25 protein-coding genes are annotated in these 26,386 nt (G+C 37.5%); 15 read left to right on the top strand and 10 right to left on the bottom strand.

Annotated elements, in window-relative coordinates; genetic code table 11:
- The first annotated feature begins 30 nt into the window (after positions 1-30).
- The 7 genes from ispH (at position 31) to ABXH06_RS10470 (ending at position 7,614) form a co-directional block, all read left to right on the top strand.
- On the top strand, positions 31-960 hold the full coding sequence (gene ispH, locus ABXH06_RS10500; protein ID WP_353518183.1) for a 4-hydroxy-3-methylbut-2-enyl diphosphate reductase: 930 nt from the start codon (positions 31-33) through the stop codon (positions 958-960).
- A 315-nt stretch (positions 961-1,275) separates the two neighbouring features.
- Positions 1,276-1,824: a type IV pilus modification protein PilV gene (pilV, locus tag ABXH06_RS10495; RefSeq protein ID WP_353518182.1), complete on the top strand. Its 549-nt coding sequence runs from the start codon at positions 1,276-1,278 to the stop codon at positions 1,822-1,824.
- Between the two features lies 1 nt (position 1,825).
- Entirely contained in the window at positions 1,826-2,803 is a 978-nt protein-coding gene (locus ABXH06_RS10490; RefSeq protein ID WP_353518181.1) for a PilW family protein, read from the top strand.
- A complete protein-coding gene (locus ABXH06_RS10485) occupies positions 2,797-3,303 on the top strand; it encodes a pilus assembly PilX family protein (protein ID WP_353518180.1) in 507 nt (168 codons plus the stop codon). The genes ABXH06_RS10490 and ABXH06_RS10485 overlap by 7 nt, the downstream gene beginning before the upstream one ends.
- A gap of 30 nt (positions 3,304-3,333) precedes the next feature.
- Positions 3,334-6,885 carry a pilus assembly protein gene (locus ABXH06_RS10480; protein WP_353518179.1) on the top strand — a complete coding sequence of 1,184 codons (3,552 nt, stop codon included), beginning with the start codon at positions 3,334-3,336 and terminating at the stop codon, positions 6,883-6,885.
- Complete coding sequence (locus ABXH06_RS10475) at positions 6,885-7,292, top strand: type IV pilin protein (RefSeq protein ID WP_311576562.1); 408 nt, start codon at positions 6,885-6,887, stop codon at positions 7,290-7,292. Before ABXH06_RS10480 ends, ABXH06_RS10475 begins: the two co-directional genes overlap by 1 nt.
- 1 nt (position 7,293) lies before the next feature.
- Positions 7,294-7,614 (top strand): TapY2 family type IVa secretion system protein, encoded by a 321-nt coding sequence (locus tag ABXH06_RS10470; RefSeq protein WP_353518178.1) that lies wholly within the window; start codon positions 7,294-7,296, stop codon positions 7,612-7,614.
- Positions 7,615-7,656: 42 nt separating this feature from the next.
- Here the strand turns inward: ABXH06_RS10470 and ABXH06_RS10465 are convergent, their stop codons facing one another.
- From ABXH06_RS10465 to ABXH06_RS10450, 4 genes are all read right to left on the bottom strand, one after another.
- Positions 7,657-8,430 carry a DUF2884 family protein gene (locus ABXH06_RS10465; protein WP_353518177.1) on the bottom strand — a complete coding sequence of 258 codons (774 nt, stop codon included), beginning with the start codon at positions 8,428-8,430 and terminating at the stop codon, positions 7,657-7,659.
- Positions 8,431-8,445: 15 nt separating this feature from the next.
- Positions 8,446-10,131 carry a flagellar assembly protein A gene (locus ABXH06_RS10460; protein WP_353518176.1) on the bottom strand — a complete coding sequence of 562 codons (1,686 nt, stop codon included), beginning with the start codon at positions 10,129-10,131 and terminating at the stop codon, positions 8,446-8,448.
- Between the two features lie 46 nt (positions 10,132-10,177).
- Positions 10,178-10,504: a hypothetical protein gene (locus ABXH06_RS10455; RefSeq protein WP_353518175.1), complete on the bottom strand. Its 327-nt coding sequence runs from the start codon at positions 10,502-10,504 to the stop codon at positions 10,178-10,180.
- 240 nt (positions 10,505-10,744) lie between these two features.
- Positions 10,745-12,022, bottom strand: coding sequence for a CinA family nicotinamide mononucleotide deamidase-related protein (locus tag ABXH06_RS10450; RefSeq protein ID WP_311576545.1), 1,278 nt, complete (start codon positions 12,020-12,022; stop codon positions 10,745-10,747).
- 127 nt (positions 12,023-12,149) lie between these two features.
- On the opposite strand from ABXH06_RS10450, the gene ABXH06_RS10445 reads away from it, so the two are divergent.
- The 3 genes from ABXH06_RS10445 (at position 12,150) to dapA (ending at position 14,371) form a co-directional block, all read left to right on the top strand.
- On the top strand, positions 12,150-12,917 hold the full coding sequence (locus tag ABXH06_RS10445; RefSeq protein ID WP_311576542.1) for a DUF4097 family beta strand repeat-containing protein: 768 nt from the start codon (positions 12,150-12,152) through the stop codon (positions 12,915-12,917).
- Positions 12,918-13,036: 119 nt separating this feature from the next.
- The gene (locus ABXH06_RS10440; RefSeq protein WP_311576539.1) at positions 13,037-13,417 is read left to right on the top strand and encodes a hypothetical protein; all 381 of its coding nucleotides are present in this window, start codon (positions 13,037-13,039) and stop codon (positions 13,415-13,417) included.
- A gap of 42 nt (positions 13,418-13,459) precedes the next feature.
- Positions 13,460-14,371 carry a 4-hydroxy-tetrahydrodipicolinate synthase gene (gene dapA, locus ABXH06_RS10435; RefSeq protein WP_432280195.1) on the top strand — a complete coding sequence of 304 codons (912 nt, stop codon included), beginning with the start codon at positions 13,460-13,462 and terminating at the stop codon, positions 14,369-14,371.
- 13 nt (positions 14,372-14,384) lie between these two features.
- Here the strand turns inward: dapA and ABXH06_RS10430 are convergent, their stop codons facing one another.
- The gene (locus tag ABXH06_RS10430) at positions 14,385-15,272 is read right to left on the bottom strand and encodes a pseudouridine synthase family protein (protein WP_353518174.1); all 888 of its coding nucleotides are present in this window, start codon (positions 15,270-15,272) and stop codon (positions 14,385-14,387) included.
- Positions 15,273-15,532: 260 nt separating this feature from the next.
- On the opposite strand from ABXH06_RS10430, the gene ABXH06_RS10425 reads away from it, so the two are divergent.
- The gene (locus ABXH06_RS10425; RefSeq protein WP_311576528.1) at positions 15,533-15,880 is read left to right on the top strand and encodes a ribonuclease E inhibitor RraB; all 348 of its coding nucleotides are present in this window, start codon (positions 15,533-15,535) and stop codon (positions 15,878-15,880) included.
- Between the two features lie 5 nt (positions 15,881-15,885).
- Positions 15,886-16,098, top strand: a complete 213-nt coding sequence (locus ABXH06_RS10420; protein WP_353518173.1) for a hypothetical protein — start codon at positions 15,886-15,888, stop codon at positions 16,096-16,098.
- Between the two features lie 71 nt (positions 16,099-16,169).
- Here the strand turns inward: ABXH06_RS10420 and ABXH06_RS10415 are convergent, their stop codons facing one another.
- Positions 16,170-16,844, bottom strand: a complete 675-nt coding sequence (locus tag ABXH06_RS10415) for a nitroreductase family protein (protein WP_311576522.1) — start codon at positions 16,842-16,844, stop codon at positions 16,170-16,172.
- Between the two features lie 383 nt (positions 16,845-17,227).
- On the opposite strand from ABXH06_RS10415, the gene ABXH06_RS10410 reads away from it, so the two are divergent.
- On the top strand, positions 17,228-18,109 hold the full coding sequence (locus tag ABXH06_RS10410) for a universal stress protein (protein WP_353518172.1): 882 nt from the start codon (positions 17,228-17,230) through the stop codon (positions 18,107-18,109).
- A gap of 81 nt (positions 18,110-18,190) precedes the next feature.
- Here the strand turns inward: ABXH06_RS10410 and purL are convergent, their stop codons facing one another.
- Positions 18,191-22,111: a phosphoribosylformylglycinamidine synthase gene (gene purL, locus ABXH06_RS10405; protein WP_353518324.1), complete on the bottom strand. Its 3,921-nt coding sequence runs from the start codon at positions 22,109-22,111 to the stop codon at positions 18,191-18,193.
- 178 nt (positions 22,112-22,289) lie between these two features.
- Here purL and mltF point away from each other — a divergent pair, with 178 nt between their 5' ends.
- A complete protein-coding gene (mltF, locus tag ABXH06_RS10400; protein WP_353518171.1) occupies positions 22,290-23,759 on the top strand; it encodes a membrane-bound lytic murein transglycosylase MltF in 1,470 nt (489 codons plus the stop codon).
- A 212-nt stretch (positions 23,760-23,971) separates the two neighbouring features.
- On the top strand, positions 23,972-24,100 hold the full coding sequence (locus ABXH06_RS10395) for a hypothetical protein (protein ID WP_311576513.1): 129 nt from the start codon (positions 23,972-23,974) through the stop codon (positions 24,098-24,100).
- Positions 24,101-24,162: 62 nt separating this feature from the next.
- Here the strand turns inward: ABXH06_RS10395 and ABXH06_RS10390 are convergent, their stop codons facing one another.
- Genes ABXH06_RS10390 through hemW form a run of 3 tightly spaced genes read right to left on the bottom strand, consistent with a single transcriptional unit; the run spans position 24,163 to position 26,383 of the window.
- Positions 24,163-24,636: a GNAT family N-acetyltransferase gene (locus ABXH06_RS10390; protein ID WP_353518170.1), complete on the bottom strand. Its 474-nt coding sequence runs from the start codon at positions 24,634-24,636 to the stop codon at positions 24,163-24,165.
- 50 nt (positions 24,637-24,686) lie between these two features.
- Positions 24,687-25,217 (bottom strand): tRNA adenosine(34) deaminase TadA, encoded by a 531-nt coding sequence (tadA, locus tag ABXH06_RS10385; RefSeq protein ID WP_353518169.1) that lies wholly within the window; start codon positions 25,215-25,217, stop codon positions 24,687-24,689.
- Positions 25,214-26,383 carry a radical SAM family heme chaperone HemW gene (hemW, locus tag ABXH06_RS10380; protein ID WP_311576503.1) on the bottom strand — a complete coding sequence of 390 codons (1,170 nt, stop codon included), beginning with the start codon at positions 26,381-26,383 and terminating at the stop codon, positions 25,214-25,216. The genes tadA and hemW overlap by 4 nt, the downstream gene beginning before the upstream one ends.
- Between the last annotated feature and the right edge of the window lie 3 nt (positions 26,384-26,386).

Raw genomic sequence — 26,386 nt, 5'->3', positions numbered from 1 at the left:
GTATTTAACCTTATTTTCTAGAGAGCCATTATGGATATTATTTTAGCTAACCCTCGAGGCTTCTGTGCCGGTGTTGATAGAGCCATTAGTATTGTTGATCGTGCGCTAGACTTATTTGATGCACCAATTTATGTTCGCCATGAAGTGGTTCATAATAAATTTGTCGTTAATGGTTTAAAAGATAGGGGAGCAATATTCGTCGATGAGCTGCATGAAGTGCCCGATGATAGTACGGTTATTTTTAGTGCGCATGGTGTTTCTAAAGCCGTTAGAAATCAAGCTAAAAGCCGTGGATTAAAAGTTTTTGATGCGACTTGTCCGCTTGTGACTAAAGTACATATGGAAGTCACTCGCGCTAGTAGAAAAAATGTTGAATGTATATTAATTGGACATCAAGGCCACCCAGAAGTTGAAGGCACTATGGGGCAATATGAAAGTGAAGAAGGTGGAATTTATTTAGTTGAATCGGTTGATGATGTTGCGGGTTTACAAGTAAAAAATCCTCAAGAACTTTATTATTGTAGTCAAACCACTTTGTCAGTTGACGATACTAGTGATGTTATCAACGCATTAAGAATAAAATTTCCTGAGATTCAAGGCCCAAGAAAAGACGACATTTGCTATGCGACCCAAAATCGTCAAGATGCGGTTAGATCTATTGCCAATGAAGTTGATCTGTTATTGGTTGTTGGTGCGAAAAATAGCTCTAATTCAAACCGCTTAAGAGAACTTGCAGATAAAATAGGGACTACGGCTTATTTAATCGATACTGCCGATGATATCAAAGAGTCTTGGTTAAAGAACGTTAAAAATGTTGGTGTTACTGCAGGGGCATCCGCACCTGAAATATTAGTAAAACAAGTTATCGATGCCTTAAAAGAGTATGGGGGAAAAGCCGTAACTGAGTTTCCTGGGCGTGAAGAAAATACAGTATTTGCGGTACCGATTGAATTGCGCTAATCTTAGTTTAGGTTGAAATTTAAGCAACGAAATCTTCACAGAGATAATTAAACTGCTATATTTTTATAAATAATTACTATTAAACAAATAGTTACTGTGCGTCTATTGTTGGATGACTATTTGTTATATGGATGTAAGGTATGGGTTAATGCTGTTCACGTTGGTGATTTTTAACACATATAAGCTTTTCTTCTCGATATTAAATGTTTCTTTTATATCGACATTTCCACTTGTCAAAAAATCAATGTATGCTCAACAGATAATACGTTCTTGTTGTTATTTGGATCCTTGTAATTTATTCACAAAGGAAGGGATATGAAAAAAGCATATAAAAATAATAATCAACTCGGTATGACCTTTATTGAAGTACTTGTTGCACTCTTTATACTTGTAACAGGTGTGTTAGGCGCTGTGGCTATGCAGGCCACCGTTAAAAAAGGCAGTTTTGATGCTATGCAACGTTCTTTAGCTTCTGCATTAGCTCAAGACATTGTCGAAAGAATGCGTAGTAATGGTCCGGCAACTATTGCAGGGTATATGAAAACAAATTATGGCGTTGCATTAGATGCAGTACCTGCTAAACGTTGTAATACCGTTGCTAGCCTATGTACTCCTACTGAAATGGTGATCAATGATACTTATGAGTGGGAAGCTGCTTTAATGGGCGCAAATGTTACCCAAGGCACAACTAAAACAGGTGGATTAGTGGGCGGTAGGGCATGTATTAGTAATACACTTAACGCGATTACGGTTGTGGTTAGCTGGCAAGGACGGGTTGACATTTCAGATAGTAAAAAAGTGAATGCTTGTGGTACGGCTGGGGATAAAAGACGTCAAGTCGTTGTTGAGGCGTTTATAAATTAATATGAAAACATTTAACTATTCTCACCATAAAGGCTTTAGCTTAATTGAATTATTTATTGCATTAGCGGTAGGTTTAGGCTTACTTGCTGGCGTATTAAGTGTTTTTGTCAGTATGAAAACGACAACCAAAGAAACGTCAACTTATGGGGAATTACAAGAAAATGGACGATTTGCATTAACCGTTTTATCCGATGATTTACTAAGACAAGATTTTTGGGGCGACTATGTTGGTACCTTTGATTTAGCTAATTTAAATGGTGCTGCTTTGGGAGCTCCTGGTAATGATTGTCAGGGAGACGGTATCAACAATCGAACATTTCCTGTGGCTGTAGGACATTTTAGAACCCTTTGGGGAGAAACGGCTACCACGGATGATCCTTTGGGATGTTTTGCTACATCGGCACCAGCGAAAGCTGGTTCAGATATCTTACAATTAAAACGGGTTATTTCAACGCCCGTGTTACCTGCTGATATTTCAGCAGACAATTATTATTTAATCACCAACTTAAGCGATGGTGAGTTATTTGATGGAGGTTCGGCGGTACCAAGCGTTGACAACAGCCAAATTTGGGAATATCAGCATCATGTATATTACGTCACTGAACAAGTACAAGGCACGATCAGTGTACCAGTTTTGATGAAAGGGCGCTTAACGAACTCGATGACTTTTTCTCCTATCATAGATGGCATTGAAATGATCCGTTTTATGTATGGGGTGGATACCACCGATGATGGTGTCGTCAATGCTTTTATTTCGGCTGATAATATGACAGAAGCATTATGGAATAATTCGACAAACTCAAATATATTGGCGGTAAAAGTTTTTGTACTTGCTCGAAGTGTTTTACCTGATAATAATTACACCAATGATAATACGTATTTATTAGGGGATTTGTCCGTTACACCTAATGATAATTTCCGTCGGTTATTATTCAGCTCGACAGTCACTTTATTTAATGCGAGGGTTGATTCATGGTAGATAGCAATCGTAACATTCGTATTTTAAAACATACACAACAAGGCGCGGTACTGATTGTATCTTTGATATTTTTAATTTCATTAACCGCAGTTGCTGCAGCTTTAATGCAAAATACTACCTCAGATATGAAAATGTCAGGGGCCAGTGAAGAAAAATTGGTTGCCACGCAAGAAGCAGTCAGCGCAATTGATGAAGTGATCTATAATCAAGTAGCTCCGGGTCAAACTAATGAGTTTGCGAAACCACTTGTGGTGGCAAATTTTCCCAATACAGATCAATCTTTATTGTTACCAGCTACAAAAACGGGCGCCACAGCAAGTGTTGATGTGGCAAATAATGATTTAAGGCTAGAGGCCGATTGCCCCCACTCTCGATCTGCCTCTTCGGTTCAGGTTTTTACTTGTAATGTCTTAAGAGTTCAAGTAAATCGTAATTATGGTCGAAACAATGTAAATACTATTGATGTTAACTCTGGGGTGGCTCAGCAGTTACTAAAATAATGTTTTCATTCGATTCATGGGGATAGGAATATGAAGAAAATTCTAACGCTGATTTTAACGTCTGCACTCACTTTATCTTTTTTTTCAATCGGAGAAGATATTGAGCTCTATATTAGTGATACGGTTAAACAGTTAGCTCAACGCCCGCAGGTATTAATTATTTTTGATAATTCCGGCAGTATGGGAACAGTAGAAAATGTCAACGCATCCTATGATCCTGACACTGAGTATGACGCGGTTGGTGGCTTAAACTCTCTGTCTGATAAGTTTGTCTATTTCGTGAAAGGCGGCGTTGATGGTGTAAGTTTACCTGTACCTGATAGCCCAAGTGAATCACGTCGCTTTTTAGATGAAATCAATAGCTGTCAAACGGCACGAGATATTTTAGCTACTACAGGTTTTTATACTGGGCATATTCGCGAGTATTCGTTAAAAGGTAATACAGGAACATGGGAAGAATTACCTGACAACAATGGCGCTAATATTGAAGTGATTGATTGTGAAGATGACGTCACGAATGAAGATCCTACCAATGTAGATGGACTAGATTCTGGTTATCCTGTTGATAACCAAGGTGACAAAAAAAATCCTGTTTATCATACCACTGATGTCAATGATTCTAATGTCAGTTGGTCTGGTACCTTAGTGACATTATATACTGACAATTATTTACGCTGGCATCATGGTGAAGATATAGCCCAAGTTTCCAGATCCCGTTTAGATCAAGCGAAAGAAAGTATTACCAATGTAATTAAATCAGCTCCATCGGTAGATTTTGGTTTGCAGATTTTTAATTATGATGATGGTGATAAATCAACAGATCCTAATGGTGGGCGTATAGTTTTTGGTATTGATGAACTTGATAACACCAAACAAGCTGCATTTTTAAAAATCATAAATGATGAATTAAAAGCGCAAACGTGGACACCGCTTTGTGAGTCTCTTTACGAAGCTTATAATTATTTTGCTGGTAAAGCGGTAGATTTTGGCGATGATGATCAGAGCCAAGGAGGCTCTTATAAAAAGAATAATCCGCCAAGAGATACTTCTATAGAAAGTAGCGGTAAATACATCACACCGTTTAGTAATTGTAATGGAAAAGCTTATGTTATTTTAATTACCGATGGTGAGCCAACGTATGATAATGGTGCTGATACAAAAATTAAAGCGCTAACGAGTGAGGAAGATGGCAGTACAGTAAATTTTAATGGCACAAAATATAAAAGTAATTATTTAGCAGGCTTAGCAGGTTGGATGAATGACTACGATGTTAACGTCGATTTAGACGGCTCTCAGAAAGTGAGTACCTTTACTATAGGATTTAGTAAAGGTGCGGATAGTGCAGCAGATCTTTTAAAAGAAACTGCTTCAAGAGGTGGAGGGCAATACTTTAAAGCTAAAGATAGTGTTCAGTTAACGGCGGCACTTTTAACAGCACTCGGTGAATTAGAACCGAGTAACGATAGTTTAACCTCGGCCTCTGTTGCTTCAAATAACTTTGATAGAACAGAAACATTAAATGCCGTTTACTACGCCATGTTTAATCCGCAAAATGGCCCACGTTGGCAAGGTAATTTGAAAAAATATAAAGTCATAGGTGGTGAGCAAGTAGGGCAGTCAAGTGTACCGGCGTTGAATGATGATACAGGACATTTTTCAGACAGTGTCACCAGCTTTTGGTCAAAAACCAATTCGAAAGATGGCGATAAAGTTGCAGAAGGTGGCGTTGCAGATATGCTGCGAAATATGACCAGTAGAACACTTTACAGCGATTTAACGGTTGACGGAGATAGCTTAGTAACCTTTAACCGTTCAAATGCTGAAAAAGCTTTTACCGATGCGGCAGGTTTAGCAGCAGAGCTAGATGTGTTAGAAGATGAAATTGATGATACGTTAAATTGGCATGCGGGTATGGATGTCGATGATGAAGATGATGATAATTCCACCACCGACATGCGATACGATGTATTTGGTGATCCATTACATTCAAAACCTTTAGTGGTGAATTATGGTGATAGTATCCGTATTGTCATAGGGACAAATGCTGGCGTGCTTCATATGTTTGAAGATAATACAGATACCGATGTGGTGACTGAGAATTGGGCCTTTTTACCTAAAGAGTTTTTCCCAAATATTAAACATCTGAGAAATAACTATTCATCTGCGGATAAAGTATATGGCATTGACGGGCGTATAACGTCTTATATTAATGATGCAAACGGTGATGGCATTGTTAATGGTTCGGATAAAGTGTATATCTTTTTTGGACTTCGTCGTGGTGGTTCATCGTATTATGCACTTGATATAACATCGCCTACCTCTCCTAAATTTTTATGGAAAATTGATAGTAACACCCCAGGATTTAGCGAATTAGGCCAATCATGGTCGCAACCTAAAATTGCTTATTCTGCGCTTAATGTCACGGGGACAACTGCAGAGCCAGTATTAATATTTGGTGGTGGTTATGATGCAGGAAAAGACGCTGCTGGTGTGGGCGGAAATGATTCTAAAGGCCGCGCTATCTATATGGTAGATGCAAAAACAGGTACGTTAAAATGGAGTTTAGCACCGAGCGGTGGCACAACAACATTTACTGGGATAACTGATAGTATCCCTTCTAGTATTGGCATGTTAGATAGTAATGGTGATGGTTTGGTTGATCGCTTATATGCCGGAGATACTGGAGGAAACCTTTGGCGTGTCGATATGCCAGATGAAAGTCCAACAGATGCTAATAACCCATGGACAGTATTTAAGTTAGCATCGTTGGGAGGTACCACAAATGATACTGACCGTCGTTTTTTTAACGAACCTTCAATTGTTAGAACTTTTATCACTGAAACTATCGAAACAACGGTAACCGATGAAGAAGGTGCGACGACTAAAATTACCAGTAAACAAGAAAAACCTTATGAAGCAATCCTCATAGGTAGTGGCGATAGATCTAATCCACTTGGAGAAGATACACAAGATAGTTTCTTTATGATCAAAGATGAAAATATCAAAACACAATCTTTTCCAAGTAAAACTCTGCCAACAATACCGGCGCCAACAGCGATCACGATGAGCCAATTGTATGATTATACAAATAATCCATTTGGCCAAACGATGACCACGACCCAGCTAAATACTTTAGAGCTTGCGGTTAGTCAGAAGCAAGGTTGGTATATAAACTTTGGCAAGTCAGACGGTGAAAAAAATACCGAGTCCGCTATTGTTATTAAAGGCGTGGCATATTTTACTTCTTTTATGCCGCCATCATTGGTTGGTAATCAGGCGATTTGTGAAATACCAGGTGGTCAAGGCTGGTTATATGCAGTTGATTTAGCACTTGGAACTAAAAAATATAATTGGGTGGATTCAGAAAATCCTGATGGTATAACCGATGGTGATGAACGAAAAGTTTACATCAGTGAACAATTTTTAGGGACACCAACTTTAATTGTCGTACCTGAAGACGATGGTGATGAGAACACCATAGATGAAGCCGTTGGCAATATTATTGTTGGCCGAAAAATAGTACCTGTGGGTTTTAGTTTACAAACGATGAGAACACACCTTTATATTGATGAGAATAATTAATGAAAAATAACATTAAAAAGTTACAGGGCTTTACCTTAGTAGAGCTGCTGATAGTAGTCGCTATTATTGGTATATTAGCTTCTGTGGCCTATCCGTCATACATAGACTTTGTTCTTAAATCTAATAGATCTGAAGGACAAAGAGAGCTAGTTCGCCTTGCTAATTTACAAGAACAACTTTACGTTGATAGTCGCGCGTATACCGCTGATATGACTAAATTAGGCTTAGCAGCCGATCCATATATCACTGAGAGTGGCTTTTATAGTATTGATGCTAAGGTTGTTGGTGAAACTTTTACATTAACGGCTACGGCCAAAGGCACCCAAACAAAAGACACCAATTGTAAAACAATGACAATTACTGAAACGGGCAAGAAAACACCAAGCAGTAATTGCTGGGAGCAGTAAAATGAATAAAATATTACTTTTCGTGGCGAGTACCACTTTGATGATAGTAAGTCATCAAGGGATAGCAAAATCATCTATCCAAGACAATACGATTAAAACAAAATGTTTCGTCACTTTATATGGTGGCCAAAAAACGATTCTGTATCAAATTATTAATGCGAAAGAATTGTCTAAATTACCAAAAACATTAACAAATTCAACGACAATGACAACTTTATCTGAAGAAAAACAAAAGGTTTATAAAGTGACGGAATGTATTAAGTCTTCGGAGCCATTTAAAAATAAATTTGCACAAGCGGTTGAGAAAATTACACCGCAATAGATAAATTACACCATAAAAGGGGAGTCGGTGACGATATAAGCATTAATGTTTATCAATTAAGTTAAATGATTTAAGGGCATTAATATCGTCACTTAGTTGTTGCTCAACGATATTTAATGCTTTTAATTGTTGGCAAAATGCAGAAACCTTAGATTCAATCGTACTGACTTTGGTATTCAATTTAAGTTCTTTACTAATATTTCCCATGTTATTTACATGGGTATTAGGTCTTTGTTCACTACTTTCGCTATCACTATTACTCATTGCTTTTCCAACAGCCGAAACAATTGTTCCGATTGAGTTAGCAATGATAGCCTCAATTTCTTCTTCAAACTCACCGGCTAACACATCATCAAAATTATCGAAATCTTGAGGCGCGATATAAAAGCTATTGTCGCTATGATTAAAGCGGGTACGGATACGCCATTGTAATTCGTCGAATTGTTTCTGCAGTTTCTGATGAGATGCGCTGTTTTCTCCGGTGATCCCTGCGATGACTTTATTCACTACGTTTAACCCAACGTCGACGCTTTCAATGGCGATAGAAACTATTTCAGGGATTTGACTACGTATTCCGGAAAAATACTCTTTGATCAGTTGTCGTTGAGGCGCGGATAATTCGATTTCACTACCGTTTATGAATAACTGGCTCGCGCCATTTACTTGAACATAGGTTTTGCCATTATCAATTATTCGCACATGTGTAGGGTCAATGATTACACCGTAATTCAGGTTTATATCACATTGGTGAGCTAAAGCATGCGGTATAAACAGTGAAGTGCTAACTAGTGCTAAATTACGAAAAAATTTATACATGTATCGAAAGACGCATTAAGAATTTACGATGGGATCTATAATTATTTTTCTTTCTTTATAGCGCATTTTACTTGGCCCATATTCTCTTTTGGTTTTATCATGATATTCACCGATAATTAACTGTACACTTTGATAAATACGCTCACTTGCTTCGACAAAAACACAGGCCATATAATTATTTTTTTCTTCTTCGACACTTTCTTTTTCGTTAAGTAAAGTTCCCATGCGTTCCGCGTGATGTTTATAAGTAGACATGACTTTATTTAAGACTTCAGGGTTCACTTTATCTTTTGGTAATTTTTTTAACTTGTTGCTCGCTTCTTTTAATTCATTGGTCGCGTTAGATTCAACTTCTAGTTTGTCTTCTATTGCGCTGAGTTTTTCTTGGATTTCTTCTAAACGTTTCTCAAAAGTAATAATGGTTGTGCTTCCCGCTGTAGCACCAACAGTGCCAGCATGAACTGAACTCCCAGCACTAATAAAGCCCGCAATTAATTTACCGTTTGCTTTATCTTCCGTGCCTAACCATAATTTATCTTCTACATTTATGATGCTATGCATCATTTGATTTTCAATGCGCATTTCTTTACAAGCAATATCAGCATATTGACAATATTTAGCAAAAACTTTCCCAGCCGCTTTAATGGAGACACTCATGATGATGTCGGTCATTTTTTGAACTTCAACATCTTGTTTTTTACCGATTATGCCGCCGCCAATCGTGATATCACCGCCTGACTCTAAATACGCCGATTCAACAAAACCAGCAACAGAAATATCACCGCTTGCGATCACTTTCATCCCTTCACAAACGTCACCATCAATGATCACACTCCCTTCAAATTGAATGTGTCCGGTACTCACATCGACGTTTTTGATTTTATAGACTTCATCAACTTCCATACCGTTATCAATAACACGCGGTAAACCCACTCGGGTTGAAACTAACACATCTTTATTTTTAGGACTGATGGTTGTGCCTTCACCTACATTTAATGAAACGTCTTCACCAGGAACCGGCTCTAATGGCGTTCCGGTAACAGAAAAACCTTTTATGCCTTCTGTCGGAGGGATTTTTTTCGCTAATGGATCGCCAACTCTTACGCAAATGATGTCGCCTAAATCACGCATATCAACAGAGCCATCTTCTTTTTCTTTCGGCTTGAGTATTCTTTGTTGCGCACTTTCAACCAATAATTTTATATTGCCATCTTGACCATTGATCGGGTCTTTACCTAGTGCTATTTTGCCTTTAACTATAGAACCCGGTGGCTCTTTTGCAGCGTATTGGGCAAGTTTTACTAATTCTTCTTTACTAAAACCTTTAGTCACTCCGGCTTTTTGTGCGGCATGAAGAATTGCTTTTGCAGATAAATGTTTACCACCTAACGCTGTGGATATTTCACCGGTAGCAGACATTTCATCTTTATCTATTTCAATGGAAATCTTGGCGTCACGTCTTTCTAAAACTTGATATCGTATCTCGCGACCAGACTGGTTCGCTTGTAGAGGTTTTAAAACGCTGTTTAATTCAGCGATAGCGTTTTTAATGTTACCGTTATCAACATATAAATCAGAATATTCTGAATTTTCAATAAGCTCGTTAATTGTAACTTCAGTGATCAACTTATCGTCTTTTACTGGTTGCAATAATAAGTCGATATTATCTTTTTTATTGATTTCTAAACACGCTATGGTCACGTTATAAGCTCTCTTTTACTTAATTATTACTTTATTACAAAGAATGTTAAGTATAATTTTCTTGATGAATTCTAATGAAGTTTTTGGTGCCAACTTTAGAATAATCAATTTTATATTCTTTATTATCCAATGCTTGGATAAATATCAACGTTTTCTCTTCACCGAATACATCGGTAGAGGCAACATCAACAACATCTTGATAAGCTTTTTTTGCATCTGATTTTTTTCGAGGTATCTCTCCGGTATATATGCCAATACCTCTATTACTGATTACCACAACCGGGTGAGCACCATTGATGATTAATAAATCAAACTTACGAATTTTATGGATGATTGTGTTTCTACCACTGGTGATAAAATTCTTCTCAATCAAAATATACTCCTAAATAGCTTTATGATGATGTTAAAGGCTAATAAATTATCGGGATTTCCCTGTTAAGACACTAAATATCTTTATTCATAGCCAATATTTTTCACACCCTATTGCCTTTTTTTTGTGACAGTTTAGTTTAGATTAATATAAATATATAAAGTTTTGATTTAATACGCAATAAATAACAAGTTATCACATGAAAAAGTTACTATTATGGCGTGTGACTTATGCCTTTCTTTTTTAGTTAAAATAATAAGGTTGTTGCGTACTAGCAATTAATTCTCGTCTTATTAAATCTAATGCTCTATTGGCTACAGCCGTTTGAAAGTAACGTCTTGTGCCTTTTATACAAAGGTAAACGGTTTTGATCTTTTTGTCACTTCCCCAGGCTATCCATACAGAGCCGACTGGTTTTTCTTTCGAACCACCATCTGGACCAGCAATCCCAGAAACAGCAATTGCATAAGTAGCATCAGATTTCGCTAATGCACCTTGTGCCATTTCGATAACCACTTGTTCGCTAACAGCACCATATTGTTGAAGTGTTTCATTGCTGACATCTAGCATCTGTTGTTTAGCTTTATTGGAGTAAGTAACGTATCCCGCTTCAAATGATTTGGAAGAACCAGCAATATTCGTCAATAAACTTGATATCAAACCGCCGGTACAAGACTCCGCAGTGCAAATACTTTGATTTTTTTGTTGTAATAAGTGTAATACGTATTCTGCCATGGTGGGCGTTTTATCATTCAGTTGGGATAAAATATGATCCCCTAATAAATGATAAAGTTTATCTCGACACGTTGTTAAACTCTCAATATGTTGCTTTTGATGAATCGTTAATTTTAATTCTAAAAAGGGTGAAGAAGCTCTAAAGCCAATATCAACTTCTTTTGGCCACGCAGGGAATTTTTCTACTAATAACGCTTGTAAAGTTGATTCACCTAGCCCGAAAACATGAAGTCGTAATACCTGATAATGCTGATGTTGTGATAATTTGGGTTGTATTAACGGTATCACTTCTTCTTGGAGCATGATGGCTAATTCGCTAGGTACTCCAGGTGTACAATATATATCGCATTGTTGAAAATTAAGATGGAAACCGACAGCGCTTCCCGTCCTATTTTCGATAATATTGACACTTTGGGGAAGCATCGCTTGTTTTAGGTTTGTTTTATCTAAAGGAATGCCGCGACGACTCGCCCAATCTTGTAGATGGTTAACAGCACTAGGGTGTTCTGTTAAAGGCAGCTGACAGCTTTTGGCAAGTGCTTGTGCGGTTAAATCATCAATTGTTGGACCTAAACCACCATTAATGATCAGTACATCGGCCTGTTTACTTATTGTTTGAATTTCATGAATGAGTAACTCTATGTCATCTGCCACCGTTACTTTCCGCTCAATCGAAGCACCTAAAGGTAATAAATATTGTGCAATCATGGCAGAATTTGAATCAATAATATCTCCCACCATCAATTCATTTCCGGTTAAAAGCAATTGAATCTTAAGATTATCCAAACCTGTGTCCCTGTTATTAATACTCACGCTAGGAAAGTAATTTAACTATTTACTGAGGGTATTTAAACCTTTTTATTATTTGTTGTTACTAATGGTATAAATCAAGTTTATGAGAAAAGGAATAAAGATGAAATTATTAAATATGAGTAGTGTTGTTGGTTTCGTTTTGTTGACATCAATACTTAGTGGTACTGCAACGGCGGAAGTACATGATGAAATTACTAAAATATTTACAGTAGCAGAGCCAACTGAATTTCGCTTAGATAATGTCAATGGTGATGTGGAAATACGTGCTTGGGATAATGATAAAATTAAAGTGAATGCTGTTATTAAAGCTAAAAATCAAGCTGCACGAGAAAGGATCACGATTGAAATGAATGAGAATGATCGTGGTATAAGTGTTGAAACGCATTATAAAAAATCATCAGGGTGGGGGAGGAATCACTCCGGTAGTGTTGAATATACCGTGATGGTGCCACGATATACTCGCTTGTCTTCTATTGATTTAGTTAACGGCTCATTAATTGTTGAAGGCGTAGAAGGCGAGGTCAATATTGATTTAGTCAATGGGTCTATTGAGGCTAAAGGCTTAACAAAAGACAGCGAAATCAATTCCGTCAACGGGAGTATAGTCGCCACCTATCAGTCGCTATCCAATGATTTACGCGATATCTCTATAGATACCGTTAACGGCCGTATAGAATTAAATTTACCTGAGTCAATTAATGCCGATGTTGAAATAGATACGATGAACGGAAGTATCCGAAATGACTTTGGCTTATCGGTTAATAAAAACATGTTCTCTGGTAAAAATTTACACGGAACGATTGGCTCTGGAGATATACGTATTTCTATTGAAAGTGTTAATGGCGGTGTCAAATTACGGAAAAATTAATATCTGCTGACCTATGGTTAAAAAAGTAGTTAATTTAAGCGACTTATTGTCGCTTTTTTAATGCCTAGTATGTATGAATAGCGTATTATTGCCGGTAAAGAAATTAATTATTTTCAAAGATGAATTTTCAACGGCAACAATTATTTGGTTCTTGGTATCGTAGCGAAGTGCTACCAGATGGCGCCATTCAAACAGAACTTGCTAAAATGTCTGAAGATGGGGCATATGAATTTGCTTTTTCAATCCATGGAAAGCAAGGTGAAGTAATAGAACACTCGATCGAGTTTGGTGATTGGGGACTTGTTGGTGATATCCATTTTACTATAGCAAAAGCAGAATACATCGATGATGAACAATACGCCGCAGATTTAGCTGACCAAAATAATTATCATGCCTATAAGGTCTTAGAATTAACCCATCAATTTTTTAAATATAAGCATATTGTTAGCAATGAGGTGTTTATCCTTAGACGCGTTATTGATAAGATCGCCCACTGCTAGTTTCCACCCTTTAAATATTTAACCCAATACATGAGATTACGGATGAAGCAATTAAAAGCCGCTAGTTTAATTACCGCGATAAAAACCCCATACCACAGCAATGGTGATATTGATTTACCGACGTACGATAAATTAATCGCTGAGCAAATAGCTGCAGGTGTTGATGGTATTATTGTTGGAGGTACAACCGGTGAAGGTCATTTATTGAGTTGGGAAGAGCACTTAATGTTAATTGCACATAGTGTTCATCAATATGGCGAAAAGTTAATTATTGTGGGTAATACCGGTAGTAATAATACCCGTGAAGCTATTAAAGCCACTGAAAATGGCTTTGCGATGGGAATGGACGCCGCTTTACAAATCAATCCTTATTATGGTCGTACATCTACTGCGGGTGTCATTGAACACTTTAAACGAGTATTAGCAATTGGACCGGCGTTTATTTACAACGTGCCAGGTCGTACGGGTCAAGACTTAACACCGGATATTATTGAACCATTAGCTGAACTAGAGAATTTTATCGGGGTAAAAGAGTGTGCGGGCAACGAACGTATTGCTTATTATGAAAAGAAAGGTATTGCCTGTTGGTCTGGTAATGATGATGAAAGTCATGATGGTCGTCATCAATTTGGCTCGCACGGCGTTATTTCGGTTACGTCTAATATAGTCCCAGGTTTAATGCGTAAGCTTATGGATGAAAAAAATGATTCATTGAATGGAGAAATGAATGGCTTAATGAAGTGGTTGTTTTGTGAGCCAAATCCTATTGCTATTAATACGGCTTTAATGATGACAAACGCAGTTTCTGCAAACTTTAGATTGCCTTATCAAGCGCTAACCCTTGAACAACGTCAGCAAGGTTTCGCATTATTGTCTGAACTATCGCAAAGCGATATCGTTGGCGATACATTACAACTTCTCAGCGATGATGATTTTACTTACAGCCCTGCATAATGTTGTCGGTGATTTATCTCAATAAATTAACCAAGTCGGTTAACGATAATGATAATTGACTTGGTAATTTAAAATGTTTATCTATTTGGCTGACAGGGCAAGTAAACTGCAATTCAACTGCACATAATTGTAAATTTACCGTCTCAGGTATTTTCTTGGTTTGATCGCCGTGCAACCTATCGCCCACCACAGGTAAATGAATGCTCGCCGCGTGTTTTCTTATTTGATGTTTTCTACCGGTTTCAATGCTTACTTTCGCTAAAGTTAATTGAGCTTGTTGATCGACCTCTAGTCGGTAAAATGTAGATTTGGCACTTTTATCATCAATCTTTTCAGTGACTTCTAAACCCATTTTATTATCAAAGTTATCAGGTAAAATTCCGTGGACAATTATTTGATAAATTTTTTGTAAATGGTGATTTTCAAATATTTCGCTAAAAGCTCGTGCCATTTTTTTACTATGAGCAATGATGATTAAGCCCGATGCAGCTCGGTCTAACCGATGAACAATAAACGCCGGTCTTTGGGGTAATAAATGAGTTTCTGCCCAGCGCGCAATAGTGCAATGGTCGCTCCATTTCGACCCCTGACTTAACATGCCGTATGGTTTGTACCACACACTGTATTGATTCAGGTCTGCAATTAACTGTGCTTGCGGAGGAAGTTGATTCAACACTTTTTCATCGTAGTAAAAGTGAATAACATCATGTGGTTGTAGACTTTTTTTGATTTTTCTAATGCGTTGCGTATATTTACCGCGTGACAACCACAAGGCGCCTTTATTGATTGCGTCTTTTAATTTCGCCTTACTTAGTGAAAATTCACTGCAACTCTCGGCTAATAACTCAAGTAAATTGAGGTTATCCGTCGAAACATTAATATGGCGTTCAAATTTTATCATGTAAGCTTAGTTTCATTAAATTATGCTGGTCAAAGCAAGTGGGTTGTTAGAGTTAACAAGGACTTCACCCAAAAACGTATTGTAGCAATTAGCTTCTAGAATTCGAACATTAAATAATGGGTTTTATCATTTAATGAAATTAGCTAAAAGTTTACATGTTAATTTACCAACTTTACTATTAAACTTAACGGTAACTAAATACGGTATTGAAGTGCTATGGCGCTGTGTTAACGCTCATAGACACAAAAAAGGCAAAATAAATGGAACGTGACCTAACACTTTTCCCAAGTGATAATAATGGTGATGCTTTATGGCAAATGTTGTTAGACGGCGATGATCTTTCACAAGCACGAGAAATAGAATTTTCTGTAATTTTTCCTGATCAAGAATTGGCATTGAAATTTGGCCAATTGTTACTTGAAAACAATCAAAAATTATCTTTTTGTAGTTATCAAGAAAGCGAAGAATACCCATGGGAAATCACCGCTTACCCAGAAATGCCGGCTACTTATGAAAACCTGTCGGCTTATCAGCATTTATTAGAAACTAGCTCTGAGCCATTAAAAGGAAAATTTGATGGTTGGTATTGCGTTAGCGAAAACAAATAGTGGTTATGTTTGAACTTACTCAATTAAAGTCATTTAATAAGTCAACCAGTGACTCTTTTCATCAGCAAAAAAATTTCATCAAAAAAGTGTTAGCGGGCCGGATTAGCCAATGTCCGCAATGTAAGCAAAACTTGACTATAAACTTGAGCCATTTAGACGAACCGTCGACGATACGTTGTGCAAAAAAATGTACTGACATTGAACTTGATTGTAGTTAATATATTTGACTCAATATTGAAAAAAGGAATGCCAACTGAGCATTCCTTTTTTTGTCGTAATTATTTGTTCGTTATAAAATGGTGCACACTTCGTCGAAAGATTTTTTGACTAAAGCATGATGCGGCACCGTGGCATCTTCAGCAGGATAACCTGTGATAATTAACATGTAAGCACGGTCATTTTCAGGGCGTTGACAAATTTTACTTAAAAAAGACATTGGCTTAGGGGTGTGGGTTAAGGTAACTAAGCCAGAAGAATGCAGTGCGTTAATTAAAAAACCAGTCGCAATCCCGACCGATTCATGGACGTAATAATTAGTATTATTGTCATCGGCATGAATACCGCCCTTTTTTTGGCTAAAAATAGCAATTAACCAAGGTGCTTCTTCTAAGTAGGGTTTATTGGCATCAGTGCCTAAAGGCTTTAAAGCATCTAGCCACTCTTCACCCGCTCGACCTTCATAAAAACTCCGCTCATGGCTTTCTGCTTGTTCACGGATTTGTTTTTTAATATCGTCACTATGAACGGCGACAAAATGCCAAGGCTGATGATTGGCACCGCTTGGTGCCGTAGCTGCAGATTTGATACAGTTTTCAATCACAGCCTGTGGGACCGGACGATTGCTAAAGCTGCGGATCGAATGGCGGCGCTTTATTTCGGCATAAAATGTTTCTGAGCGAGCAAGCATTTCTTCACAAGAATACTCAATGTAATCTGTAAGCGGGTCAGCGTCATGAGATTGCATAATAGTTGATTTCCTATCAATGGTTTTTGACAGAATAACCAATCGAAATTATATTGCAAGTGCAACAACTTTGTATTTTAATATTTTTATTTCTGTATAAAAATCTTTACAATTTAAAAGTTGATCTTTTGAAATGACGTTTGAAAGCTAACAGTGATAACAAAAATTATAAGGTGGAATAATTTATAACATATTCATTTTAAGTCATATTTTAATAAGCATTTCAGTGTGAATACTTTACAGTTAATAATTTTACAATTTTTTACTCTAACGAAGCTTTTTTTAGTTTAAATCAGTCTTATTCTTATTTAGGTTTTTTTTACAATTCAGCTAATGTTTATTATTCAGAAATAAGTAAAATAACGTCATTGGGAGTTATTTCGATGGAATGTATTAACAACATATTGGCTTTAGCACACTCAAAAAATGAAGGGTTCCCGGCTATTAAAAAGGCAATACAACTTGCGAATATTAGCCATGCAAATCTCAAAGTTTTGTACTTTGAAAAGAGTCCTTCTTATATTAATAAATGGTTAAAAAAAGCTGAAGTAGCTCAAAATAAAGAATATATATTATTGCATAAACTCGTTGAATCAGCTCATCAGCAAGGTATAAATATTAGTTGTGAGAAATTTAATGTAGGTGATAAAAACAAGATTTTGCATAGTTTTTTTAATCAAAATAACTGTGATTTAGTGGTATGTGAATACCAGAATAAAGATGAAAGTTTGTGGTCATTTGACGGACATGAAAATTCAAATTTACTGTATGCTTCTAATATTCCGACGATGTTTGTCAAAAATAAAACATGGCATAATAAAGGGCAAATTTTAGCGGCTATTGAAACAGAAGAGGAGACACTAGTACATCAAAGGCTCAACCGAGAAATAGTCGATAGTACTTGTTATGTTGCTCACCTATTAGATGGGGATATTCATTTATTAAACTGTTATTTAGAAAGTTGTTTGATGTCTTTTCCTACAATTGATGTTCAACCGGAAAAAAGTAAGTTTTCTAGCCATTCTGAACATTTAACATTACTTGCTGAAAAACATCATTTGAATAAAGATAATTTGCATATAGAGCAGGGGTTAGTTGATGACTTATTACCCCAACAAGCGTCAAAAATGGATGCTGATATCGTGGTTTTAGGTTGTGGAGAACATAAAGGTATTTTATCAATGATTCAAGGACATACGATTGACTTTGTTTTAGGCAAACTTGATTGTGATTTGCTTGCGTTAAAACCGGGCGTAATTCATTAATATTTTATTACTCAGCAATAAAAAAGGACCAAGCCTCGCTTAGTCCTATTCTATTTCTGGAAGTTTATCGGTTAATTGATACTAACCAATAAACTTACGCGCATTTCTAAACATTCTTACCCAAGGTGAGTCTTCTTGCCACTCGTCAGGGTGCCAAGAGTTTGCGACAGTTCTAAAAACACGTTCAGGATGAGGCATCATAATAGTTACTCGTCCGTCTGTAGTTGTTAAAGAAGTTATACCATCGGGTGAGCCATTAGGGTTAGCTGGGTAAGTTTCTGTTACGTCGCCGTAATTATTCACGTATCTCATTGAAACTGTACCCGAATTATTGGTATCAGCAATGGCTTGTTCTGATGTGAACTCAGCACGACCTTCACCGTGAGACACCGCAATTGGCATACGAGAGCCAGCCATACCTTTAAAGAAAATTGACGGGCTTTCTTGAATTTCAACGAGTGAGAAACGTGCTTCAAAACGCTCTGATTTGTTTTGAACAAAATGTGGCCATGCTTGTGCACCTGGGATAATTTCTTTCAGGTTTGACAACATTTGACAACCATTACATACCCCTAAAGAGAATGTATCTTCACGGTGGAAGAAGGTTTTAAACATTTCGCGCGCATTCGCATTAAATAAAATGGATTTTGCCCAACCTTCACCAGCTCCTAAAACGTCACCATAAGAGAAGCCGCCGCAAGCAACTAAGCCATTAAAATCTGCTAAATCAGTACGACCTGAGAGAATATCTGACATGTGCACGTCTACTGCAATAAAACCAGCACGGTCAAATGATGCTGCCATTTCAACATGCGAGTTAACACCTTGCTCACGTAGAATTGCCACGCGTGGATTGGTAATGTCTTTTGCATCTTTTGCAATTAAATCAGCGACAATGTCTTCATTGATATCATAAGTTAATTCGACGTTTAAACCAGGATCTTCTGTATCAAACTTAACATCAAATTCTTGTTGCGCACATTCTGGATTATCGCGTAAAGCTTGCATTTTAAGGGTTGTTTCTGCCCAAATAGTGCGGAAATAAGTACGAGTATTTTCTAAAACTACGGTATCGTCACGTTTAAAAGTGATCATGTCATAATCATTTAAACGACCAATATCGGTACAAAGCGATAAGATGCCGTGCTTTTCAAAAGTCGCGTGAATATCATCTACATCTGCTTCACGTATTTGGATCACCGCACCTAATTCTTCATTAAACAATACTTCTAAATCGCTGCCACCATCAGTCATAGCTAGGTTTGAAAGATCGATATCAACACCGGTATGACCGGCAAAAGCCATTTCAGTCACCGTTGTGAATAAACCACCATCAGATCTGTCATGATAGGCAATTAATTTTTCTTCGCGAACTAAGGTTTGTATAGCATTAAAGAAACCTTTTAAGTGCTCTGCGTTATCAACATCAGGCGTTTCATCGCCTAACTGTTTATATACTTGAGCTAAACATGAGCCACCTAAACGATTTTTACCGCCCGATAAGTCAATGGCAACTAATCGTGTGTCGCCTTTATCGCTACGAAGCTCTGGTGTCACTGTTTTACGAATATCTTCTACACGACCAAAAGCGGTAATAATAAGCGACAGTGGTGAAGTTACCGACTTTTGCTCACCATTTTCATTCCATTGGGTTTTCATCGACATTGAATCTTTACCAACTGGAACAGTTAACCCTAATGCGGGACATAATTCTTCACCAACGGCTTTAACGGCTTCATAAAGACCAGCATCTTCACCAGGGTGACCGGCTGGAGACATCCAGTTTGCTGATAATTTTATACGATTTAAATCGCCAATGTCCGTACCAGCAATATTCGTTAAAGACTCGGCAATTGCTAAACGAGCAGATGCGCCGTAGTTAAGTAAAGCAACGGGCGTTCTTTCACCTAGTGACATTGCTTCACCATGATAAGAATCTAATGCTGCTGCAGTCACGCCACAATCCGCCACAGGCACTTGCCATGGGCCAACCATTTGATCTCGGTTTACCATACCCGTTACCGATCTATCACCAATGGTAATTAAAAAGGTTTTTTCAGCAATGGTCGGTAAGCGTAATAATCGATCAGCAGCTTCGCTGATGGAAATATCATTCAATGATAACGCTTCACCCGTTTCTTTCACGGATTTTACATCTTTGATAATTTTAGGCGTTTTACCTAATAGAACATCAAGGGGTAGATCGATAGGTGTATTGTTATGGTGAGAATCCGTTACCGTTAAATGCTCTTCTTCTGTTGCTCTACCTACGACAGCAAAAGGGGCTCTTTCTCGGTTACAAATAGCTTCAAAGTCGGCTAAACGTTCATCAGAAACCGCTAATACATAACGCTCTTGAGATTCATTACACCAAATTTCATGCGGGGCCATGCTACGTTCATCATTGGGTACATTACGTAGTTCAAAATTACCACCACGGCCACCATCTGATACTAATTCAGGGAAAGCATTGGATAAACCGCCAGCACCGACATCGTGAATAAATAAAATAGGGTTGTCATCACCTAATTGCCAACAACGGTCAATGACTTCCTGACAGCGTCTTTCCATTTCTGGATTTTCACGTTGAACCGAAGCAAAGTCTAAGTTTTCAGCCGATTGACCTGATGCCATTGAAGATGCAGCACCGCCGCCTAAGCCGATATTCATGGCTGGACCACCTAATGCGATTAGATTTGCGCCAACACTAATTTCACCTTTTTGGACATGTTCGTCACGAATATTACCTAAACCACCGGCAAGCATGATAGGTTTGTGATAACCGCGAACTTCAACACCGTTAAATGAGTTAACTTGTTCTTCATATGTTCTGAAGTAACCTAAAATCGCAGGGCGTCCAAACTCATTATTAAATGCCGCGCCACCTAATGGCCCTTCCATCATAATATCGAGGGCTGACACAATGCGTGAAGGCTTGCCAAAGTCTGTTTCCCACGGTTGTTCAAAACCTGGAATACGTAAATTTGATACAGAAAAACCGACTAATCCCGCTTTTGGTTTTGAGCCAACACCGGTTGCACCTTCATCACGAATTTCACCACCAGATCCTGTTGCGGCTCCAGGGTACGGAGAAATCGCGGTAGGGTGGTTATGAGTTTCTACTTTCATTAGAATTTGAATGTCTTCATGATGATAGCCATATTCTAAGGTTTCAGGATCTGGGAAGAATCGCCCGCCTTCACTACCGACCATAACTGCCGCATTATCTTTATAAGCACTTAACACATAATCAGGGTTGATTTCATGCGTATTACGGATCATTTTAAATAATGATTTTGGTTGTTTAACTCCGTCAATAGTCCAGTCAGCATTGAAGATTTTATGACGACAATGCTCAGAGTTTGCTTGGGCGAACATATATAATTCAATATCGTTAGGGTTACGACCTAACTTAGCAAAGTTTTCAGCAAGATAAGTAATTTCATCTTCTGCAAGGGCAAGACCTAAATCTACGTTTGCTTTATCTAATGCTGCACGACCGCCAGAAAGCACATCAATAGATGTAAAGTGACCCGGCTCAGCTGTGGCAAATAATTGTTCTGCTTCTTGATAATCATTAAAAAGCGTTTCCATCATACGGTCATGAATCAAACTTGCTAATTGCGCCTTTTGATGTTCATTTAGTTCATCCGCAGAAACATAATAAGAAATCCCTCGCTCTAACCGTATTACTTTATCTAAGCCACAGTTATGAGCAATATCGGTTGATTTTGATGACCAAGGAGAAATAGTACCAGGGCGAGGCGTAACTAAAATAAATTGTCCAACAGGCTCATGTTCTTCTATGGTTGGGCCATAGGTTAATAATTTAGCCAGTACCTTAGTTTCAGTATCATCTAATGCCGATGATAATTGAGCAAAGTGAGTAAACTCCGCATAAATATCGTTGATAGGAAGGTTTAACTCAGCACATTGGTTTAACAGTTTTTTGATACGAAAATCTGATAGTGCCGGAGCGCCACGAAGTGTTTGGATCAACATCGCCATTTGTTTACTCACTAGTAAATTAAATTAGGGGAAAAAATCGCGCGTATTATAGTGGATATTGAAGTCAATGATAAGCAAAATTATTATCAGAAATTAGCTATACTGAAATAATACTTTCACAAAAAATAAAACCAAGCCACAATAAGTGCTTATGAAGCAAAATCAATTTTATATGAAGCAAAAAAGACTTAGTATTTTTGTTTGTACAATAGTATCAATATTATTGCTACAAGGGTGTAATCCGGAAAAAAAATCAGCTAGTTTATCGCGCATTCTCGAGCGCGGCTATCTTGTGGTTGGCACCCTTTATGGGCCAACCAGTTATTATGTTGGTGCTGAAGGTGACACAGGATTTGAGTACGAATTAGCAAAAAAATATGCTGACTCGTTAGGCGTTGATTTAAAAATCATGGCAAGTTACAGCTTAGACGAACTCTTTAGCCGTTTAGATAAAGGCGAAGTCGACTTGCTTGCCGCTGGGCTTACCGTCACAGAAAATCGTCGAGAAAAGTATGATTTTGCACCCAGTTACAACAAGATCAGTCAAAAACTCGTTTTTAAACAAGGTAAAAAACGTCCGAGAGAATTAGAAGATCTTACCGGCACTATCATGGTGACAGCGAACTCAAGTCATGTCGAAAATCTTACTCGTTTGTCCGAAAGCCATGCAGGCTTGAAATGGCAAGAAAGCGAAGAACTCGATAACGAAGAGTTGCTTTTAAAAATATTAGCGGAAGAAATTGATTATACCATAGTTGATAGTCATACCTTAGCCGTCAGTCGACGTTATTATCCGGAAATTAGTATAGGTTTTACCATCAAAAAATCTGAGCCAATGGCATGGGCTGTTGCTAATACAGGAGATGATTCAATTCTTGCAAGTTTAATTGATTTTTTTGGTAGCGTTCATCATAACGGGACATTGCTGGCGTTAGACGATAAGTATTATGGACATGTTGAAGAATTTAATTATGTTGATACACGTACTTTTATCAAAGCGGTTGAAGAAAAACTTCCGAAATATCGTGCTATTTTTGAAAAATATAGTCAAGACGTAGATTGGCGTTTATTAGCCGCAATTAGTTATCAAGAATCTCACTGGGAACCACATGCTCGTTCACATACGGGGGTTAGAGGTATGATGATGTTAACTTTACCTACCGCAAAACAAATGGGCATTAAAAGTCGTTTAGATGCCGAACAAAGTATTCGAGGGGGGGCTAAATATTTTAAGCAAATGTTTGAACGGATGCCTGATAGAGTGCCACACCCAGATCGACTTTGGTTTGCGCTTGCTTCTTATAATGTTGGTTTAGGTCACTTAAATGACGCTCGTAAAATAACGAAACAACAAGGCGGTGATCCTGATCGTTGGGTGGAAGTAAAAGACAGATTGCCATTATTAAAACAGAAAAAATACTATAAAAATACCAAATACGGTTATGCTCGTGGCGATGAACCGATTAATTATGTGGATAATATACGACGATACTATGACACCTTAACTTGGATGGATAACAAACAACAAGCTGAGTTAAAACAAGAAGAAGCGCTGAAATTACAAGAGGCGGAAAAAGCATTACTAGAAGAGGCCATCCCAAATAGCCAAAAGACTAGCGATATTGCAACCAGCCCGAAGTAGTTTGCTTGTTTGCTTTTTTTAATAATCGTTAAACAATAAAAATTAGTGGTGAAATTTTTATTGTCATCATTTGGTCATATAACTCATAGATACTTAGGTTGTAAAAGTAAATACTTGTTATCGTTTTATTGAGCGATCACTAAAAACTAATTGTCGAAAGTATTTATGCCATTAATGTATTTATATAACATTCAATTTATTAGGAGACTTGTATGCGAAAAAAATCTCATTCAATTCAAAGAAAACGTTTGATCAGTCAACAAAAACATAAAGTAAGTGCACGACGTCATGTGCAGTTTATTCAAGAAAATCAATCGCTTTCTCAATCAATAACAAAGTAATCACTCGAATATTTTCGAGTGACACCTTTGTCCCTATCTCAACTCTATTTCAATGTTCGTTTTCAACAGTCAACTTTTGTTAGATATAAACAGTCATCTAAAGGCATTTTTTCTGGATAGCATGTTTCGATAAAACCTAATTTTTTATATAAGGTTAATGCTGCGGTATTATTTTGATAAACAAATAATGATAAAGGGGATAACTTTAAATCCTGCTTTGCTTTCACAGATAATGTTTCTACTAAAATGCTAGCAATACCTTGTCTTCTATATTCAGGATTTACGATTAACCTACCTAAGTGACAATGACCTAATCGTTGATAATATTGTCCAAAGGCAACTAGTTCTTTTTTATCGTTTATTAAACCGTAACTAGGTAGTTCTTGAAATTTTAGGTCGGTTAAAAATGTGTTAAGGGTATGAGGGAAACGTATATTTGGTCCTGCCCATTGGGTCAATTCATTTTTCCCAGATGACCAAGTGCGTACAATCTCTAGCTGTTTTTTACTACATGGGATTAATTTAAGACGATTCATATTGATGTTATTCTCTCCAATGATGAGCCGATGAAAGTTTCACAGGTTATTTATTGCCGTTGACTTGTTTTAGCAGCTTGCTTTAATGCTTTTTTTTCTAGCCGACGACGTTTAAAAAAAGCGGATAATAAATGACTGCATTGCTCGGCTAAAACCCCTGAAGTCACTGGAATTTGATGATTGAGTTTTTCACTACCTGTAATATTAAAAACACTTCCAGCGCTGCCTGTTTTTAAGTCTAGAGCACCAAAAACGATGCGCTTAATTCTGCTATGTACTAATAATCCTGCACACATTGGGCAAGGTTCAAGTGTTACGTATAGGGTGCAATCGAGTAATCGGTAATTATTTTGCACTTTACCTGCTTGGCGAATGGCTATCATTTCAGCATGTGCTGATGGATCGTTTAACATAATCGATTGATTAAAACCTTCACCGATAACGTTACCGTTTGCCACTACCACAGCGCCTACGGGAATTTCGTTGTGTTGTTCTGCTTGGTGAGCTAATTTAACCGCCAATGCCATGAATTTTTCATCAATACTGTGTTGCTCATCGGTTATGATCAAATCTTCATTCATGACAAAAACATCTCGAGTAAATCATTTAAATATCGATGACCTTGCTGAGTGACTCGCCAACTATCATCTTGATTTTCCATCAAGTTTTTAGCTTTAGCTTGATGTAAAATAGTGATTATTGTATCGGCGGCTAAGCCAGTAGCTTCTTGATATTCATTAAGTGTGAAAGATGAGAATAAACGCAAACGGTTCATCATGTATTCAAAAGGCAGCTCTGATTGTTCAACGATATTTAAATGATCAAGATGTGCTCTCGATTGATCTAAATAGCCCTTAGGGTGCTTGACTTTTACGGTGCGGTAAATGGTTTGTTGCGCTACGTCTGATATTTTTCCATGGGCTCCACAACCAATGCCGAGGTAATCACCAAACTTCCAATAATTTAAATTATGTTGGCATTGATAACCTTGTTGGCTAAAGGCCGATATTTCATATTGTTGATAACCCGCTTGAGCTAATAATTCAAAACCTTTATCTTGAATTTTCCATAAGGTTTCATCCATTGGTAGTTTCGGTGGTTTTGAATGGAAAGCAGTATTAGGCTCTATGGTTAATTGATACCAAGATAAGTGACGGGGATTAAGCGAAATAGCAGTTTTTAAATCGTCTAAGGCATTAGCGATTGTCTGATTAGGTAAACCATGCATCAAATCTAAATTAAAACTTTGTACGCCGCAGCTATCGGCAAGATTAGCAGCATTCTTTGCTTGTTGACTATCATGAATGCGCCCGAGTTTGATTAATTTGTCAGATTCAAAACTTTGTACACCCACCGATAACCTTGACACTCCTGCATTGAAAAAACCAATAAACTTTTCGGCTTCAACCGTGCCTGGGTTTGCTTCTAGGGTGATCTCAATATTATCGTCATGATCAAAACGTTTTAAAACTTGTGAAAGCAAGCGTTCGATAGCGCGTGCTGAAAATAAACTCGGTGTGCCTCCACCAATAAAAATAGTATGTAGTTGACGGCTCTCCAGCGAAAAACGTTTAATATCACTGTCTAAATCTTTGATGAGTTCCGTGACATAAGCATCTTCAGGCAGGCCATTTTCTTGCTTAGATTTATTGTGCGGTAGGGCATGAGAATTAAAATCACAGTAAGGGCATTTTTCCACGCACCATGGAATATGAATATATAAAGAAAGTGGCTGTTCAATGAGCATTAT

It is taken from the genome of Thalassotalea sp. SU-HH00458 (assembly GCF_040362795.1).
Lineage (GTDB): Bacteria > Pseudomonadota > Gammaproteobacteria > Enterobacterales > Alteromonadaceae > Thalassotalea_H > Thalassotalea_H castellviae.
Note: the sequence above shows the minus strand (reverse complement) of the source record. Positions and strands in the feature narration are given on the sequence as shown.